Source organism: Puia sp., from assembly GCF_035546395.1.
In the GTDB taxonomy this organism is placed as follows: domain Bacteria; phylum Bacteroidota; class Bacteroidia; order Chitinophagales; family Chitinophagaceae; genus Puia.
The window spans coordinates 12,418-28,203 of the sequence record NZ_DASZXR010000018.1 but is presented as its reverse complement, the minus strand read 5'-3'; the positions used below and the strand labels follow the sequence as shown (position 1 = coordinate 28,203).

11 protein-coding genes are annotated in these 15,786 nt (G+C 57.7%); 7 read left to right on the top strand and 4 right to left on the bottom strand.

The features are described 5' to 3' along the window. Positions 1–12: 12 nt before the first annotated feature. The 3 genes from VHE34_RS25610 (at position 13) to VHE34_RS25600 (ending at position 3,942) form a co-directional block, all read left to right on the top strand. Positions 13–1,254: a S41 family peptidase gene (locus tag VHE34_RS25610; protein ID WP_325593292.1), complete on the top strand. Its 1,242-nt coding sequence runs from the start codon at positions 13–15 to the stop codon at positions 1,252–1,254. A 5-nt stretch (positions 1,255–1,259) separates the two neighbouring features. Beyond that, positions 1,260–2,360 (top strand): threonine aldolase family protein, encoded by a 1,101-nt coding sequence (locus VHE34_RS25605; protein WP_325593291.1) that lies wholly within the window; start codon positions 1,260–1,262, stop codon positions 2,358–2,360. Between the two features lie 118 nt (positions 2,361–2,478). Further along, positions 2,479–3,942, top strand: a complete 1,464-nt coding sequence (locus VHE34_RS25600; RefSeq protein WP_325593289.1) for a flavin-containing monooxygenase — start codon at positions 2,479–2,481, stop codon at positions 3,940–3,942. Between the two features lie 9 nt (positions 3,943–3,951). Here VHE34_RS25600 and VHE34_RS25595 read toward each other — a convergent pair whose 3' ends face one another. Further along, positions 3,952–5,697, bottom strand: a complete 1,746-nt coding sequence (locus tag VHE34_RS25595) for an alpha-glucosidase (protein ID WP_325593287.1) — start codon at positions 5,695–5,697, stop codon at positions 3,952–3,954. 128 nt (positions 5,698–5,825) lie between these two features. Between VHE34_RS25595 and VHE34_RS25590 the strand changes: the two genes are divergently transcribed. The 3 genes from VHE34_RS25590 (at position 5,826) to VHE34_RS25580 (ending at position 12,107) form a co-directional block, all read left to right on the top strand. Then, positions 5,826–9,359: a gliding motility-associated C-terminal domain-containing protein gene (locus tag VHE34_RS25590; protein WP_325593285.1), complete on the top strand. Its 3,534-nt coding sequence runs from the start codon at positions 5,826–5,828 to the stop codon at positions 9,357–9,359. 82 nt (positions 9,360–9,441) lie between these two features. Further along, positions 9,442–11,094, top strand: coding sequence for an ankyrin repeat domain-containing protein (locus VHE34_RS25585; RefSeq protein WP_325593283.1), 1,653 nt, complete (start codon positions 9,442–9,444; stop codon positions 11,092–11,094). Positions 11,095–11,102: 8 nt separating this feature from the next. Continuing rightward, on the top strand, positions 11,103–12,107 hold the full coding sequence (locus tag VHE34_RS25580) for an iron-sulfur cluster-binding domain-containing protein (RefSeq protein ID WP_325593281.1): 1,005 nt from the start codon (positions 11,103–11,105) through the stop codon (positions 12,105–12,107). Between the two features lie 4 nt (positions 12,108–12,111). Here VHE34_RS25580 and VHE34_RS25575 read toward each other — a convergent pair whose 3' ends face one another. Together VHE34_RS25575 and VHE34_RS25570 are read right to left on the bottom strand one after the other, a co-directional pair. Beyond that, the gene (locus VHE34_RS25575) at positions 12,112–12,825 is read right to left on the bottom strand and encodes an RluA family pseudouridine synthase (protein ID WP_325593279.1); all 714 of its coding nucleotides are present in this window, start codon (positions 12,823–12,825) and stop codon (positions 12,112–12,114) included. A gap of 21 nt (positions 12,826–12,846) precedes the next feature. Further along, positions 12,847–14,046, bottom strand: coding sequence for a pseudouridine synthase (locus VHE34_RS25570; RefSeq protein ID WP_325593277.1), 1,200 nt, complete (start codon positions 14,044–14,046; stop codon positions 12,847–12,849). A 110-nt stretch (positions 14,047–14,156) separates the two neighbouring features. Between VHE34_RS25570 and VHE34_RS25565 the strand changes: the two genes are divergently transcribed. Continuing rightward, positions 14,157–14,735: an RNA polymerase sigma-70 factor gene (locus tag VHE34_RS25565; protein ID WP_325593275.1), complete on the top strand. Its 579-nt coding sequence runs from the start codon at positions 14,157–14,159 to the stop codon at positions 14,733–14,735. On the opposite strand, the gene VHE34_RS25560 is transcribed toward VHE34_RS25565, so the two are convergent. Then, the gene (locus VHE34_RS25560) at positions 14,710–15,759 is read right to left on the bottom strand and encodes a cellulase family glycosylhydrolase (RefSeq protein WP_325593273.1); all 1,050 of its coding nucleotides are present in this window, start codon (positions 15,757–15,759) and stop codon (positions 14,710–14,712) included. The two genes, VHE34_RS25565 and VHE34_RS25560, sit on opposite strands and share 26 nt — an antisense overlap. Positions 15,760–15,786: the final 27 nt, after the last annotated feature.

The following is a 15,786-nucleotide window of genomic DNA, read 5'->3' as shown; positions in this document are numbered from 1 at the left end:
AATAACCCGACAATGAAAAACGCCGCGCTGGTCTTCTGCCTGTTGGCAGCCTTGGCCGCCCATCCCCAGAGCTTTACCACGGCCCAATACAAGGAGGACTTTCAATGGTTCTGGCAGACCGTGAACGACAACTACTGTTACTTCCAAAAAAAGAAGATCGACTGGAATCGCATCAGGGAATTCTATCGTCCCCGCATCGACACCGTGACCACCCGGGAATCTTTTATCGCGCTTTTGGAGGATGCATTGTATGAGCTCTATGATCATCACTGCACCCTGAGGACCCGCAATCCATTCTCGCGGCGGTTGGTACCGACAGGGGCGGATATCTGGGCGGAGTGGGAGGGCGAAAAGGCGGTTGTCAGGGAGGTCCGGAAAGGTTTCGGCGCCGGGCGGGTGGGCATCCGGGCCGGGATGGAGATCGTCGCGGTCGACGATGTGCCGGTGAACCAGGCGATCCTTCCCTTTCTTCCCCATACCGTCAATAGAGAGTCCCGCAGCTTTGCGTTGCGACTGTTAATGGCGGGCGATCATGTCCATGCACGGAAGATGACCCTGAAGTCCGGCGGGGCGACGGCGGACTATTACCCGGACAAGGACGGGTTACTACTGGAGGATGTGCAGTATCCCGCCTGGGTGGAGTCCGCGAGCTATGGACCGATCGGGTATATCAGGATCAACAATTTCCTCTACGACAACAACCTCATCGCGCGATTCGACAGCGTGCTGAACGGGATGCTTGACAAGCCTGCGCTGATGATCGATCTCCGGGAGACGCCCAGCGGTGGCAATACGACGGTGGCGAGAGCGATCCTGGGCAGGTTTATCCGCAAAGATCATTTTTACCAGAAGCATGAACTCTATGCCGAAGAGAAGGCCACCGGGGTGAAAAGGAGCTGGGAAGAGATCGTTTCGCCGAGGGGCATTTGCTACACCGGGCGGGTGGTTGTGCTCGCCGATCATTGGACGGGTAGTATCGCCGAGGGGATCACCATTGCTTTTGACGGCATGAAGCGGGCCACCGTCATCGGTACGGAGCTGGCGAGGTTGAATGGGGCGGTCGATGGATTCGAGCTGCCCGTTACGAAGATCGGTTTCAACATTGCCACCGAACGGCTCTATCATGTCGACGGGACGCCGAGGGAGCTGTTCGAACCGGCCATCACCGTCGATGTGAGGGGACAAAGCGCGGCCAAAGACGGGGATGTTATTTTGAATACGGCGCTTGGATATTTGAGACGGCAATTAAAATAACGACCATGGAACGACCGAAAATCAATTTCGCCAGCGAGAATTTCGCCGGTGTGCAGGGGGAGTTGCTGAAGGCCCTGATCGCCGCCAATGAGGGGGTTTGCCCTTCCTATGGTAACGACGCCATTACCCGGAGCGCGGTGGAGCAGTTCAGGCAGAGCTTTGGGGAGGATATCGAGGTGTATTTCGCGTTCAACGGGACGGGGGCCAACAACTTCGGGTTAAGCGCCGTCCTGCAGCGGCACCAATCCATCTTCTGCACCGATGTAGCGCATCTTTATGTGGATGAGTCCACGGCAACGGAAACCGTTACCGGCTGCCGGCTGTATGCCGTACCCTCCGTGAACGGGAAGATGGATGCCGCGGGCTTGCGGCGCAGCATCAAACGGCGTGGGGACGTCCACCATCCGCAACCGGGGGCGGTCACGCTGTCGCAGCCTACCGAATACGGAACGGTGTATACCCCGGCGGAGCTGCGGGCCATCAAAGCCGTTTGCCGGGAACAACAACTGCTGCTGCATGTGGATGGTGCGCGGTTATTCAATGCGGCGATCCATCTGAATACGTCCCTGAAAGACCTCTGCCGGGACGCCGGGATCGACGTACTCACGGTGGGGGGCACAAAGACCGGGATGCTATTTGGCGAGGCGGTAGTCTTTTTTCATCCTCCGGCGGGGAATGCCTATGTCTATCATTTGAAAAGAAGCATGCAGCTGGCATCGAAGAACCGGTTCATCGCGGCGCAATTCGAATGCCTGCTGCGCGACGGGCTCTGGCGGGGCATCGCGCGGCATACCAACGAGCTTGCGCAGTATTTTGCCCGGCAGATCGCCCGCATCGATGGCATCGGGGGCGTCGCGAGCGTCGGGAGCGTCGGGGGCGGCAGCGGCGTTGATGGTGTCGGGGGTACCGGGGGCTTGTCCATCACCCAGCCGGTCCAGACCAATGCTGTGTTTGTCCGGATGCCGGCGGAGTTGTACCGGCGACTGCAGGGCATCGCGTATTTTTATTGGTGGAATGAAGAGAGGAGTGAGGCCCGGTTCATGTTCTCCTTCGACAACACGAAGGAGGAGGTCGACCGGTTTGTGCGGGATGCGCTGGCGGGATGATCGCCGCCGGTAGTAAATCCGGAGCCGCCGTTGGTGAGAAAGGGGCTGTAGCGATGTTTCGGCCGGACTATTTTCGCGGTTGAGTCAAAAGACCTAAACGAAAAAGCACATCGCACGCATGGAAGACGTTCAAACGATCGGGATCATCGGCGCCGGGGTGAGCGGACTGGTAGCGGCCAGGACCTGCCGGGAATACGGTTATTTCGTCAAAGTATTTGAAAAGGACAGCGAGCCGGGAGGCGTTTGGGCCTCCTCGCGGCGGTATCCGGGAGTCACCACCCAGAACACAAAGGACACTTATTACTTCTCAGACTTCCCCATGCCGGGACATTTTCCGGCCTGGCCCAGCGGCGAACAGGTACAATCCTATTTGATGGCCTATGCGAAGAAGTTCGACGTGCTTCCCGATATCCGGCTTTCGCATACGGTTACCCAGGTAGATTTCAGGAATAATAAATGGATAGTAAAGGGCATCAACAAACGCGGCTTGTTTGAAGAAGCGGTTGATTTTTTGATCGTGAGCAATGGGACGTTCTCCGACCCGTTCATCCCTGAGATCCCCGGGTTGAAGAGCTTTGTCGAGGCAGGTGGCCGGGTGTATCACAGCACGGAATTCCGGTCGACGGAGGAATGCAGGGACAAGCGATTGATCGTAGTCGGATTCAGCAAGTCGGCCAGCGATATCGTGACCGCCGCCGAAGCGACCGCGCGCACCACGAATATCGTCTACCGCGAGGCGAAATGGAAGATCCCTCGTTTCATAAAGGGGATCAATATGAAATATCTCATCCTGAACCGGCTGGGCGAGGCCCTTGTAAAGCCCGAGCAGCATAACTTCATGGAACGGTTTATCCATAAGATCGGCCTGGCGGGGAGAATGCTTTCTTTCATGGAGAACTATACGACACGGAAGCATGGGCTGGACCAAATGGGTCTCCGCCCGACCTCAAGGATCCAGGAGCAGGCCTTTGGCGAGATCAACCTGGAAACCCCGGGATTTTATGATAAGATCGCAAGAGGGAAGATCGTACCCTGGAAGGGTGAGATCGCCTCCTTCGACGGGAAGCTGGCCACGCTGACCAGCGGGGAGACGATCGACTGCGATATGGTAATTTTTGCCACGGGTTTCCGGCAATCGATCCCCTTCCTGCCCGACCGGTATAAGGAGCAACTGACCGACAGCAAGGGCAATTATATTTTGTACCGGCATATCCTGCCCGCCGGTATCCCGAAGTTCGCCTTTGTCGGCTACAATACCTCTATTCAGTGTCCCATCTCATCCGAATTTGGCGCCCTGTGGGTATGCGAATATCTGAAGGGACGTGTGCATCGGCCGAGCCAGGCGGAGATTGTGAAGGCGGGGACCGAATTTATCCAATGGAGATCGCGGTACCGGCAACAGGGTTCCGCCAGCGGGCTCAGTACGATGCCGGGAACGATCCACCACGTGGATACCCTGTTGCGCGACATGGATGCGGCATTGCCTTTCTTCTCGTTGATTCCCGACTGGCTGTTGACCATCAAGCCCGGGCGGTATAAGCGGGTGCGGAAGAAGATCGTTGCGAGGAACGGCCAGGGGTAGTTTTCCCGCCTATTCGTCCATCGAGTACACGACCGCCTGGTATGGTTTTAAGCCGGCTCCGGCAGCGGTTAGGGTGGGACCTTCTGTATAGTTATTCAGCAGCAGTCTTACCGGTATATTGTTTGTCAGAGCTGTCGTTTGTGCGGATTTGTCAGAAAAATTGAGCAGTACGAGCATCTTTTTACCCTGCCATTCGCGGGTGTAGGCATACACCTGAGTATTGTCTTTGTCAAGCAAGGTATATTTACCATAGACCAGCACCAGGTTGTCTTTCCGCAGTTTGGTCAGCTGGCGGAAGTAGTTGAGACAGCTGTTGGGGTCTTTGTCCTGTGCGGCTTCGTTAATGGTTTTGTAATTGGGATTTACGCTGATCCATGGGGTACCCGTGGTAAAGCCGGCATTGCGGGCGTCGTTCCATTGGAAAGGGGTGCGTCCGTTGTCGCGACTGCTGAAGCGCAGCGTTTTCATAAAGGCCGCCATGTCGCCGCCGGTGCTTTTTAAATGCCGATATTCATTCATGGCCGAAACATCCCGGTAGTCTTTTATGTCGCTAAAACCGGCATTGCTCATCCCCAGCTCATCGCCATTGTACCAGTAAGGGGTGCCCCGCATGGTTAAGATAAATGTCGCCAGCATTTTGGCCGACGGTTCACGATATTCAGGTTGATCATTCCCAAACCGGCTTACCAGCCGGGCCTGGTCATGGTTCGACAAGAAGACAGACAGCCACCCCTTTTCAGCAAAAGCCTTGTCCCAACGGGTAAACACTTCTTTAAAATGCGACAGGCTGTAGCCCTCGGGCCGTGCAATATCCACCCCATCAAAAGGGTAAGCCATATTCAGTTCATGGCGGTTGGAGTCAACGAGGTTGTGTGCATCCTCGAGCGTGTTCCCGGCCCCCTCGGCAACGCTCATAACGTCATATTTGCTTAGCACCTCTTTATTCATCTCCTGCAAATAGCCATGCAGATTGCCCTGCATTGCGTAATATTTGATAAAGTCCTTCTGGAAACCCTTGGGGAATTCAGGCCAGGTGGTATCCTTTGCTGCAAACTGAAACGCATCCAGGCGAAATCCGTCGATGCCCTTGTCGGCCCAGAATTTCATGACGCTGTATACCTCCTGCCGTACCTTGGGGTTCTCCCAGTTGAGATCAGGTTGCTTGCGGGAAAAGTAATGTAAATAGTACGCGTTGGTGGCCGAATCGTACATCCAGGCGTCGTGATTTATGTCAAACAGGCTATACCGATAGGGTGGTTTGCCGTTTTCGGCGTTCCACCAGTGATAATATTCCCGATAGGGGTTATTGCGGGAACTGCGGCTTCGCAGGAACCATACATGTTCGTCGCTGCTGTGGTTGACCACAACGTCCATGATCAGTCTTATACCGCGATCATGCAACCCTTTCAGCATATTGTCAAAATCGGCCATCGTGCCAAACTCTTTCATGATGTCACGGTAGTCGCTGACGTCGTAGCCATTGTCATCATTGGGTGAGGCGTAGATGGGATTGAGCCATACGGCAGTGACACCCAGGCTTTTTATATAGTCCAATTTAGAAATGATCCCTTTCAGGTCGCCGATGCCATCCCCGTTGGCGTCTTTGAAGCTGCGCGGATAGATTTGATAGACTATCGCTTCTTTCCACCATTTGCGTTCTGCGGCATCGTTACCTTTCGAGGGGGATTGAGCGGGCAGGTGAATGGCGGCGAGATGTATCAATAGAATACTTGCGATGGTGCGCGGTTTTGACATTCCAAACATGGCGGCTTTTTTTGGTACTATAAAGTTAGGGAGTTATAGAGTCCGGGCCGTTGGGGGGTGTAGGCTGGTGCGGCGCACCGGGTTGCTAATCCCAATACTTTGCATTATTTTTCGCCGGTATGCCCAGGCGAAACCCCTTATCTCCCTTTTTGCTGCCTTTATTGCTGTTGTGTGCGAGCGCAATTTTTGCGCAGGTGCGGCCGAAGCGGGTGTACCGATCCGGGACGATCAGGATCTCGCTGCCGGCAGACGCCGGGGCGGGAAGTCCGGGGGCAGCGGTCGGCCAGTATCCGGCGGCGCCGGTAAAGGTTCAGGCCCCGGCAGCGCCCTATCCGGGGGTGAGCAATGCACCGGCCGGTGCGAAGCACCATTACACCCTTTCCGGAACCATCACACTGACTGTCGACGAAGCGGACTCTTATTGCGGCAGTACGAACGGCAGCCTTCTGGTGCATGCTAGCGGCGGAAACGCGCCGTATACCTATTCTTTTGACGGCGGCGTATATCAGAGCAGCGCGTTGCATCTGGCCAATGGTCCGGCCAATCACACGGTGAGTGTCAAGGATGCTTCGGGGCAGGTCGTCAGTCAAACGGTCGCGGTCGGGAACATCGGTTCGCAGCCGACCGTATATGTAGCATCCTATACACAGCCCACGGGCTGCGACGGCACGGACGGGACGCTCACGCTGCGCGCTTCGGGCGGTACTCCGCCGTACCAGTATAGCATGGATTTGGCCAACTGGCAATCCTCGCCCTTGTTTACGGGATTCAGCCAGGGTTGGTATTATTTCTATGTGAAAGACGCCAATGGCTGCCAGAGCAATGGGTTGTGGTGGCCCTGGGGCAGTTGTGTCTCAGGTAAAGGGGCCTTGGGAGGCTATGCCTGCGGCAACGACAGCTGGATGGAGTTCGAGGCCATCGACAATGGCGCGCTGACGGGGCCGTTCCAATACAGCATCGATGGCGTGAACTGGCAGAGCACCGGCACCTTTTACAACCTGGGGCCGGGACTGGTCAACTTCCGGGTGAAGGATCACACGGGCAAGATCGGCTATTTTCGGTATGATCTTTTCCCGGGTTGCTTTTTCCGGTTGCAGGTTACGGTCACGGACGCGGACTGCGGGCAGAGCAATGGCCTCATCGATGGGACCGTGACCAATGGGACGGGGCCTTTCGAGTATTCCATCGATGGATTGAACTGGCAATCGAGTCCTCATTTTGCCGGATTGCCTCCGGGCAACTATACCGTATGGGCGCGGGATCAAACCGGCGCGCTTATATCGGTGACGCCCGAGGTGAAAGACAACTGCCCCATGGTAACGGCTGTGGCGTCGGATGCTTATTGCGGAAACAATGACGGTAGCATTACCGCGACGGGTATCGGTGGGAGAACTCCTTACGGGTTCTCCCGGGATGGGGTCAATTTCCAGAGCAGCCCGACCTTCTCGCCACTGGCGCCGGCAACCTATACGATCTGGGTGCGGGATGCCGATGGGTTTACGGCATCGACGACGGTGACGGTAGGCGACAATTGTTTGCAGGCATCGGCCATTCCGGCCAATACCAGTTGTGGTCGATCGAACGGCGCGATCCATGCGAGCGCGAGTGGCGGCACTCCGCCTTATTCCTATTCCATCGGCGGGTCGTATCAGCCGTTCCCGGATTTCACGGGTCTGCAGGCCCAGGCGTATACGCTGTCGGTAAAGGATCAGAATGGGAAGACCAGGAGCATCCTGGTGACATTGACGGATGTGCCGGGGCCGAGCCTGGCGGTGACGCCGCACCCGGTGGATTGTAACGGTCAGGGGGGAATGCTGACGCTGCAGGCCAGCGGCGGGACGGGGACTCTTGCTTATAGTCTCGATGGAAACAATTATGGCCCGGTGGCTGTTTTCCCACTCGCCACCGGCGACTATACCGGATATGTGCGGGATGCCAATGGCTGTGTTAGTTCCCAACCGGCTACCGTCGGCGTGGCTTGTCTGCGGCTGGCTCTTTCTTCCCGCGATGCGAGTTGCGGCGCGGATGATGGGACGATCGATGTCACGCCCAGCGGCGGCAGGCCGGCCTACGAATATTCCAAAGACAACGGGACGAGCTGGCAGACGGGCGGGTTTTCCGGGCTCGCGCCGGGTAGCTATACGATCCTGTGCCGCGATGCGGACGGGCTGACGAGTAGCGCCCAGGTGCAGCTTGCGCGGGTTTGTATCACGGGGACATTGACGCCGTTGGACGCGAGCTGCGGGCAGAATAACGGGCAGATCGCGGTGCAGGTGTCGGGTGGGACTGCCCCCTATTCCTACTCGATCGATGCCGGCGCGCATACGCAGGGGAACCCGTTGCTGGGTTCGCTGGCGCCGGGGAGCTATACGGTGCAGATCGTTGATGCAAAGGGATTCACCGGTGTTGCGACGGCGTCGATTGTTGCGATCCTGCCGCCGACGATGGCGGTACGGACTTTTGACGCGTCCTGTGCGAATGACGACGGGGTGATCGAGATAAGTGGCCTCGGTGGGACGACGCCGTACCAGTTTTCGATCGACCAGGGAGCGATGGGAACGAATGGGCGTTTTAGCGGTGTGGGATGGGGAGATCACCAGGTGATGGTCGTCGATGCGAGGGGTTGCCCGGTGAACGGAACGGCGACGGTGAACCTCATTAATAATTTGACTGCCTCTATTCCTACGCCTGCGCCCATCTGCGAGGGCAAGCAGGTACAGTTGGCTGCAGTATCCAACGCCGGAAATTTTGCCTGGACCCCTGCCGACGGGCTAAGCAATAGCAATGTATTGACCCCGGTGGCGGGTCCAGCCGTGACGACGGTGTATCACCTGACGGTAAGCACGGGTGTCTGCCGGCAAACGGCGGATGTTACGGTAAGCGTGAATCCGGCGCCGGTGGCCAATGCCGGCAAGGATGACACTGTTTGTTACGGGAAGTCCGCTCAACTGCAGGGTAGTGGAGGCGGGATCTATCGTTGGACACCGGCGACCTATCTAAGCGATGCTACATCGCCGGATGCGACTGTTGTGCATCCGTTACACACGACCACTTATTATCTGTCGGTGACCGACGACAAGGGCTGCACGTCGCTTCACAGCGATGCCGTCGTCATTGCGGTGACCCCGCCGCCTGCGGTTTGGCTGGGGAATGACACGAGTATCCTGGCCGGACAGCCGGTGCCGATGAAGGTTGACGATGTGAATGGAAGCGGATTCACCCATTTCAGCTGGACACCGGTGACGGGGCTTAGCGATGCTTCCCTTCGGAACCCGGTGGCGAGCCCGGAGGAGAGCGTGACCTATACCGTGCTTGCCAGTACCGCCGCGGGTTGCGAGGCGACGGGTTTCCGATCGGTCAAGGTGTACAGTGTGGCGGGGATCTTCGTGCCGAATGCTTTCTCGCCCAACGGGGATGGGCATAACGATGTGTTGCATGCCCGGCCGGTGGGAATTCGTGACTTTAAATATTTTGCGGTGTTCAATCGATGGGGCCAGCGGGTGTTCTATACGGCCGATCCGGCGGTGGGTTGGGATGGGAGCACCGGGGGACAAATCATACCCGGCACGACTCCTTTTGTTTGGATGGCCGCGGGTATCGATTACCGCGGGGTGTTGGTGGAGAGGAAAGGGACGGTGATCGTGGTGAGGTAGGGGTGCCGCGAAGAGGGCGCCGGGGTGGTAACCGGATGGGAGATAGGATATTAACCAGTTTGCATTATTGTATATTTAGCATATGAGTACCTATCAATTACCGGCCGGAATGCGAGAGCCGCCCGTGTTACAAACAGAAGCGTATCTGCCCTGGAGCCGGGGGCGGGGAGTGGATGTGTGGGCGATGTTCGTGGCGGCGATGAGCGGGGATCTTGAGCAGGTTCGCTTGTTGGAGGCGCGTGATCCGGCGCTGTTAAGGTGTGAGCTGGAATATTTGACGCCCATGCATTTTGCGATCCGTGAGAACCGGATCGAGGTGGTAAAATATTTGTTGGAGCGGGGTGTGAGGCCGGTGTATTCTTTCGGGATGCCGGTGACGGAGGCGGCCGCGCTGCGGGGGTATGGGGAGCTGGCGGATTGGTTGGAGCGGTGGATGCGGGAGAAGTATGGGGTTCGGCCGGAGGGGGATGCGATTGGGGCGGCTATTAAAGAATTTGATGTCGCGCGGGTGAAGGAGTTGATTGGTGCGAATCCGGAGTTAGTGCATGCGGCGGATAAGAAGGGTAACCGGCCGATCCATTGGGCGGTGTTGACGCGGCAGATAGACCTGATCGACTGGCTTCTTTCGCGGGGGGCCGATATCATGGCGCAGCGGCCGGATGGGGCGCGGCCGTTGGACCTGACGAATGGGGATTATGATTATCGAAGCTGGTATCGCGACCTGCCGCCGACGGGGTTGCAATCTCACCTCGTCGTACTGGGTTGGCTCATCGCCCGGGGAGCGTATTGCGATATTGCGGTAGCGGCGAAGATCGGGTGGTATGAGCGGGTGAAGGAGTTGCTGGATGCCGACCCCGGTCTGGTCAATCGTCAACCAGCCCATGTGGGGTACTATAGTGGGCTGCCGCTGCGGAATGCGGCGGCGAACGGGCATCTCGAAGTCGTGAAGCTGTTGCTGGCGCGGGGCGCCAATCCAAACGAGCCCGAACCGGGGATCGCGCCCTTCGGCGGGGCGCTGCATTCGGCGGTAGGGAGAAGACATTTCGAGATAGCGGAGCTGTTGCTGGAACACGGGGCGGATGCGAATGCGATGGTGGAGTCCAGCGGGGACGTGTTGCATATGGCGAAGCATGCGAATGCCTCGCCGGAGTTGATGGAGCTGGTCGCTTCGCATGTCACCCGCCGTGATCCCGATATTATTGCCTATGAGGCGGATGAGTCGGTGTTGCGGGGCATCCTGGAGGCCGATGCGGCGGCGCCGGTGGAACAGTTTCTTGGTCGACTCATCAGCGAGGGTTTGCAGCCGATGCTGGAGTTGATCCTGCACTATCAGCCGGATATCCTGCGCAAGCAGACGATGCTGTCGCAGGCCTGGTGGGATTCGGGGACCTTTGCTTCTGCTTCGCAGGCGCGTTGGCTGATCGAGCGGGGGTTGAATCCGCGGCTGGCCAATTGGTTGGGCATGGCGATGGTGCATCGTTGTGCGGCGAAGGGCCTGGTCGACGTGGTGGAGGTGTTGGTGGAATTTGGGGCGGAGTTGGATGTTGTTGAGTCGGAGTGGGCGTCGACGCCGTTGGGATGGGCGGCGCGGCATGGGCAGATGGAGATGGTGCGGTGGTTGGTGGCGCGGGGCGCGGATGTATCGGCGCCGGCGGACCGGCCCTGGGCGAGGCCGGTGGAGTGGGCGAGGCGGCGGGGGGATGCGGAGATGGTGGAGTTGTTGGAGAATTCGTAGATTGCCGTATGACGACTATCGACCTGGTGGTGGTTGCCATCCGGCCCGAGGCGACGGAGATGGTGACGGTGGTTCTGAGGCGGCGGGATGGTGAGGCGTTGGAATATAAAGCGGGGCAATTCCTTACCTTTTTGTTTTCCTTTGGCGGCCGGGGGTTGAGGCGGAGTTATTCCTTCTCTTCTACGCCGGGGGTGGATGCGTTGCCTTCCATCACGGTGAAGCGGGTCCCAAATGGGGAGGTGTCCCGGATGTTGATCGGGCGGTTGCGGGTGGGGGATGTGTTGCAGAGCCTGCCGCCGGCGGGGAAATTTTTGTTGGAAGAGCGGGCCGGCGGGACCGTGGTATTCCTCGCGGCGGGGAGCGGGATGGTACCGGTCTTTAGTTTGATCAAGGGGGCGATGGCCGGGCTGCGGATAGTGCTGATCACTCAAAACAGGGATGAGCCGAGTATCCCTTTCCGCGAGGAATTGCGGCGCATGGCGGATGCGGGACGTTTGGAGTGGATCAGCCTGCTGAGTGGAGTGGCGCCGGTGGCGCGATTGAACAACGGCTTGTTGCAGGAGATGCTGGCCGATATCCGTGGGGACGAGCATTTCTATCTCTGCGGGCCGGTGGGCTTTATGCGGATGGCGGTGTTTACGTTGAGGCTGTTGGGGGTTAGTGACGAGCAGATAAGGCGGGAGAACTTTACCGTGGAATATGTGCCGCCCGCGCCGGTGCTGGCGGATACGACCCCGAAGAAGGTGGTCGTGCGGGCGGGGAATCAGCGATATGACTTTACGGCCGCCTGGCCGGCGACGATATTGCAGGCGGCGCTGGACCGGGGCATCGCGTTGCCCTATAGTTGTAAGGGTGGGGTGTGCAGTACCTGTGTGGCGAAGTGTGTGAAAGGGCGGGTGAAGATGAGCAAGAACGAGGTGTTGACGGAGAAGGACCTGGAGGCGGGGTTGGTGCTCACCTGTGTGGGGTATGCGGAGACGGACGTGGAGTTGGAATTGGGGGATATCGAATGAATCACTATCCCCATTTGTGCAACTGCTGGATCAGGGCCCGCATATCCTTTGGCAGCGGGGCTTCGAGGGTATGGGTCGTGCCGGCGGGATCGGTGAAGCGGAGTAGGGCCGAGTGGAGGGCCAGGCGCGAGAGGATGGGGCGTTCGTGCTCTTCCTGTTTGCTCAATTTGTAGTTCCGTTTGATAGACGAGAGTAAGACGGGGCGGCCGTCGCCGTAGACTTCGTCGCAGGCGATGGGATGACCGAGGGACTGGGAATGGATGCGGATCTGGTGGGTGCGGCCGGTGTGGATACGGTACTGTACGAGCGAGTAGGGGCCGAGTTCTTCGAGGACCTCGTAATCGGTGAGGGCGGTTTTGCCTTTCCGATTGATCACCATGATACCGGGTTTTGTGGGATGCTCCATGATGGGCAGGTCGATGCTGCCCTGTTTTTGGGGCAGGGCGCCCTGGGCGAGGCCCTGGTAGACCTTTTCCACTTGGCGGTCTTCGAAGATGCCGGAGAGGTTTTTGTGGGCGGCTTCGTTCTTTGCGAAGAGGATGACGCCGCTGGTGTCACGGTCGAGGCGGTGGACGACGAAGATGTTGCCGTATTTTTCTCTTAAGAGGGATTTGAGGCTTTGTTCCTTGCCTTCGCGGTCGGGCACGCTGAGGAGGCCGGCGGGTTTATTGATGGCGACGAAGTCGTCGTTTTCGAAGAGGATGTCGAGCTTTTGCATCGGCGAGGGGGTATCGGGGGATTAATCGCTTTCGGGGCGGGGGGATTTACCTTGTTTAATAGACGTCTTTTCAATGGACGCGGTGATTCCGGCGGAGCCGGAATTAGGGTTATAGGGTTTGCGGCCCTTGACGGGTTTTGACTTTTTTTCGCCTTTGGGTGGGATCGCCGGCGCGGGTTTGGGTTTGGCGGGCGCCGGGCTTGCGGCTCGGGTTGGGGCAGCGGCGGATCGGGTTGGGGCGAGGCTGCCTTTGAAGGAGGAGTTGAGATATTTTAAGATCCGGATCTCCTTCTCCGAGAGGAGGCGCCATTTGCCGCGTTGGACGTTCTTTTTCGTCAGGCCTGCATACATCACCCGGTCCAGCCCTCTTACGTCATAGCCGAGATGTTCGAAGATGCGGCGGACGATGCGGTTGCGGCCGCTGTGGATCTCGAGACCGATCTGCGTCTTGTCCTTCGGATCGGCATAGGCGAGGACGTCGACATGGGCGGGGCCGTCTTCGAGGACGATCTGGCCGCCGATGATCTTGTCGAAGTCGGCCCTGGTGAGGGGCTTGTCGAGGACGACGTGGTATATTTTCTTTATCTCGTGGCTGGGGTGGGCGAGCTTTTGGGCCAGGTCTCCGTCATTGGTGATCAGCAGCACGCCGCTGGTGTTGCGATCGAGGCGGCCGACGGGGAAGACCCGTTCGGTGGTGGCCTGGCGGATCAACTGGAGGACGGTCTTTCGGCCTTGAGGGTCGTCGGTGGTCGTGATATAATCCTTGGGCTTGTTGAGAAGGATGTAAACCAGGTTGTGGGAGATGGTGACTTTTTTGCCGTTTACGTTCACCGTGTCGGCGGGCATTACCTTGGTGCCGGGCTCGGTGATGAGCTTGCCGTTGACGGTGACTTTGCCTTGTTTTATCAGGTCGGCCGCGTCGCGGCGGGAACAGACGCCGGAATGGGCGATATATTTATTTAATGGGAGCTGTTCGCCCGGCGCCTGCGGCGCGGCGGCGGGTGGTTTGGAGGTTGATTTGATGGGTTTTGAGGGAAGGGGCGCTTTTTGCGCCTGGGCCTCCTGGGCGGCGCGGGCTTTACGCTTTTCTTCGAAGTGCCGTTCGATGGCTTCTTTGCGTTCGCGCTTGGCGGCCTTCTTTTCCTGGCGGAAGGATTCCTTGATGGCAGCGTTGTTCTTTTTGTTGTAGAATTTGCTGAAATTGTCTGTTTTACGCTTCATGGTGTATGCTGTTTTACAACAGTAATGTGGGATCCCGGCCGGAGCGGCTCCGGCGAACCGAGTGGGGCGAAGCTGTAAAGGTACGTTTTTTGCTTAACTTTAAGGGCTTGATGGACCAGGAACTAACTCAAATAAGACAACTGCAGGAAAAGATCGCTTTGTACGAGGATATGAAGGCCTATGAGCAACTGTATAACCTCCTGTACCCCGGTCTCCATCGTTTCGCCTGCGCCTTTGTAAAAAGCCCTGATATCGCCCAGGAAATGGTCTCCGACGTTTTTATCAAACTGTGGCAGATTCGGGGCCGTTTGATGGGCATCGAGAACCTGAAGGTCTATTTGTTCACCCTCGCGAGGAACTTTTGCTACAACTATCTCACCCAACAATTCAAGAAGGTCGTGTTGAGCCTGGACGAGGCCGATCCGGAGGTGTTGATCCATTTCGATAACCCGGAAGAGCTTTGTATCTCCGCCGATGCGGTGGAGAAGATCCGGACGGCCATCCGGCAGTTGCCGCCGCAGTGCCGGATCATCTTCCAGCTGGTGAAGGAGGAGGGCATGAAATACAAAGAAGTTGCGGACGTCCTGCATTTGTCGGTGCTGACCGTCCGCAACCAGGTGGCGATCGCCACCAAGAAAATTGTCGCGCTATTGCCGGCAGGCGTTAGCGAGAGGTTGTTAAAGACTTGATAAAGTCCACTTCCTTTTGATCGTATGGCGTCCCGTTGGGGCGGAAGATGTCGTGGAACCAGACCTTCGGTTCCTTCCCATCGGGCATGGGGGTATCCCAGGCGTACATCGTGTTGGTCTTCCCGGCGACGAGTCCCCAGTTGATCGCCGCGATCTTTTGTTCTTTCAGGATGGGCATGATGTTATAGAACGTGCTGTTCCTCAGCCGCGCCATGTATTCGGTGCAGAGGAGCGGGCGGCCGTAGGGCTTCAATGTGTCGATGCATTTTTGGTGCGCCGCGGCGGGTTCGTAGTTGTGATAGGTGATGACGTCGGAGTTGTGCAATTGGTACGTGTTGAGTGTCGTCAGCCGTTCGCTCCATACGCCCGCGGAGAGGGGTTGGTCGGGGTCGATCTCGCGACCCCATTGGAAGGCCTTTTCCAGCAGGGGGAGGCTTTTGTCGCCGTAGTTGGAATTGCCGGGTTCGTTATACAGATCCCAAAGAAGGATGCGATTATCGTGTTTGAACGTGGTGAGAATGTCTTTGACATACGCCTCCAGGGTGTCGACGAGTTTGGGCTCGTCGTAGTACCGTTTGCCCGGGTCGCGAAGCCAGCCGGAGTTGTGGATGCCGGTTTTCGGTTTGGGCTGGGTTCCGGTATGATAGGTTTCATTCCAGCAGTCGTCGAAGAAGACGAAGAGGGTGGTGATGCCGTGTTTGCCGGCGATGTCGAGGTATTGTGCGACGCGCTGTTTGAAGCCGTTGGGATCCTGTTGCCAGGCGGCGTGGTGTAAGAAGACGCGCATGCAGTTGAGGCCGATGCCCTCGGCGTAGCCGAGTTCTTTGTCGATGGTGGTTGGGTCGAAGGTGGCGGATTGCCACATTTCCAGTTGGTTTATCGCCGTGCTCGGGATGAAGTCGCAGCCGCGGAGCCAGGGTTTGTCCGCGTACCAGGCGTTGGCTTTTTCTTTTGACCAGACAGCGCGTTGCGCCTGGGTTTGGAATGCGAGGGCAAGACAAGTTAGCAGTAGGAGATTGCGCATAATCGTTTTTATTGTGCCTTAAATATA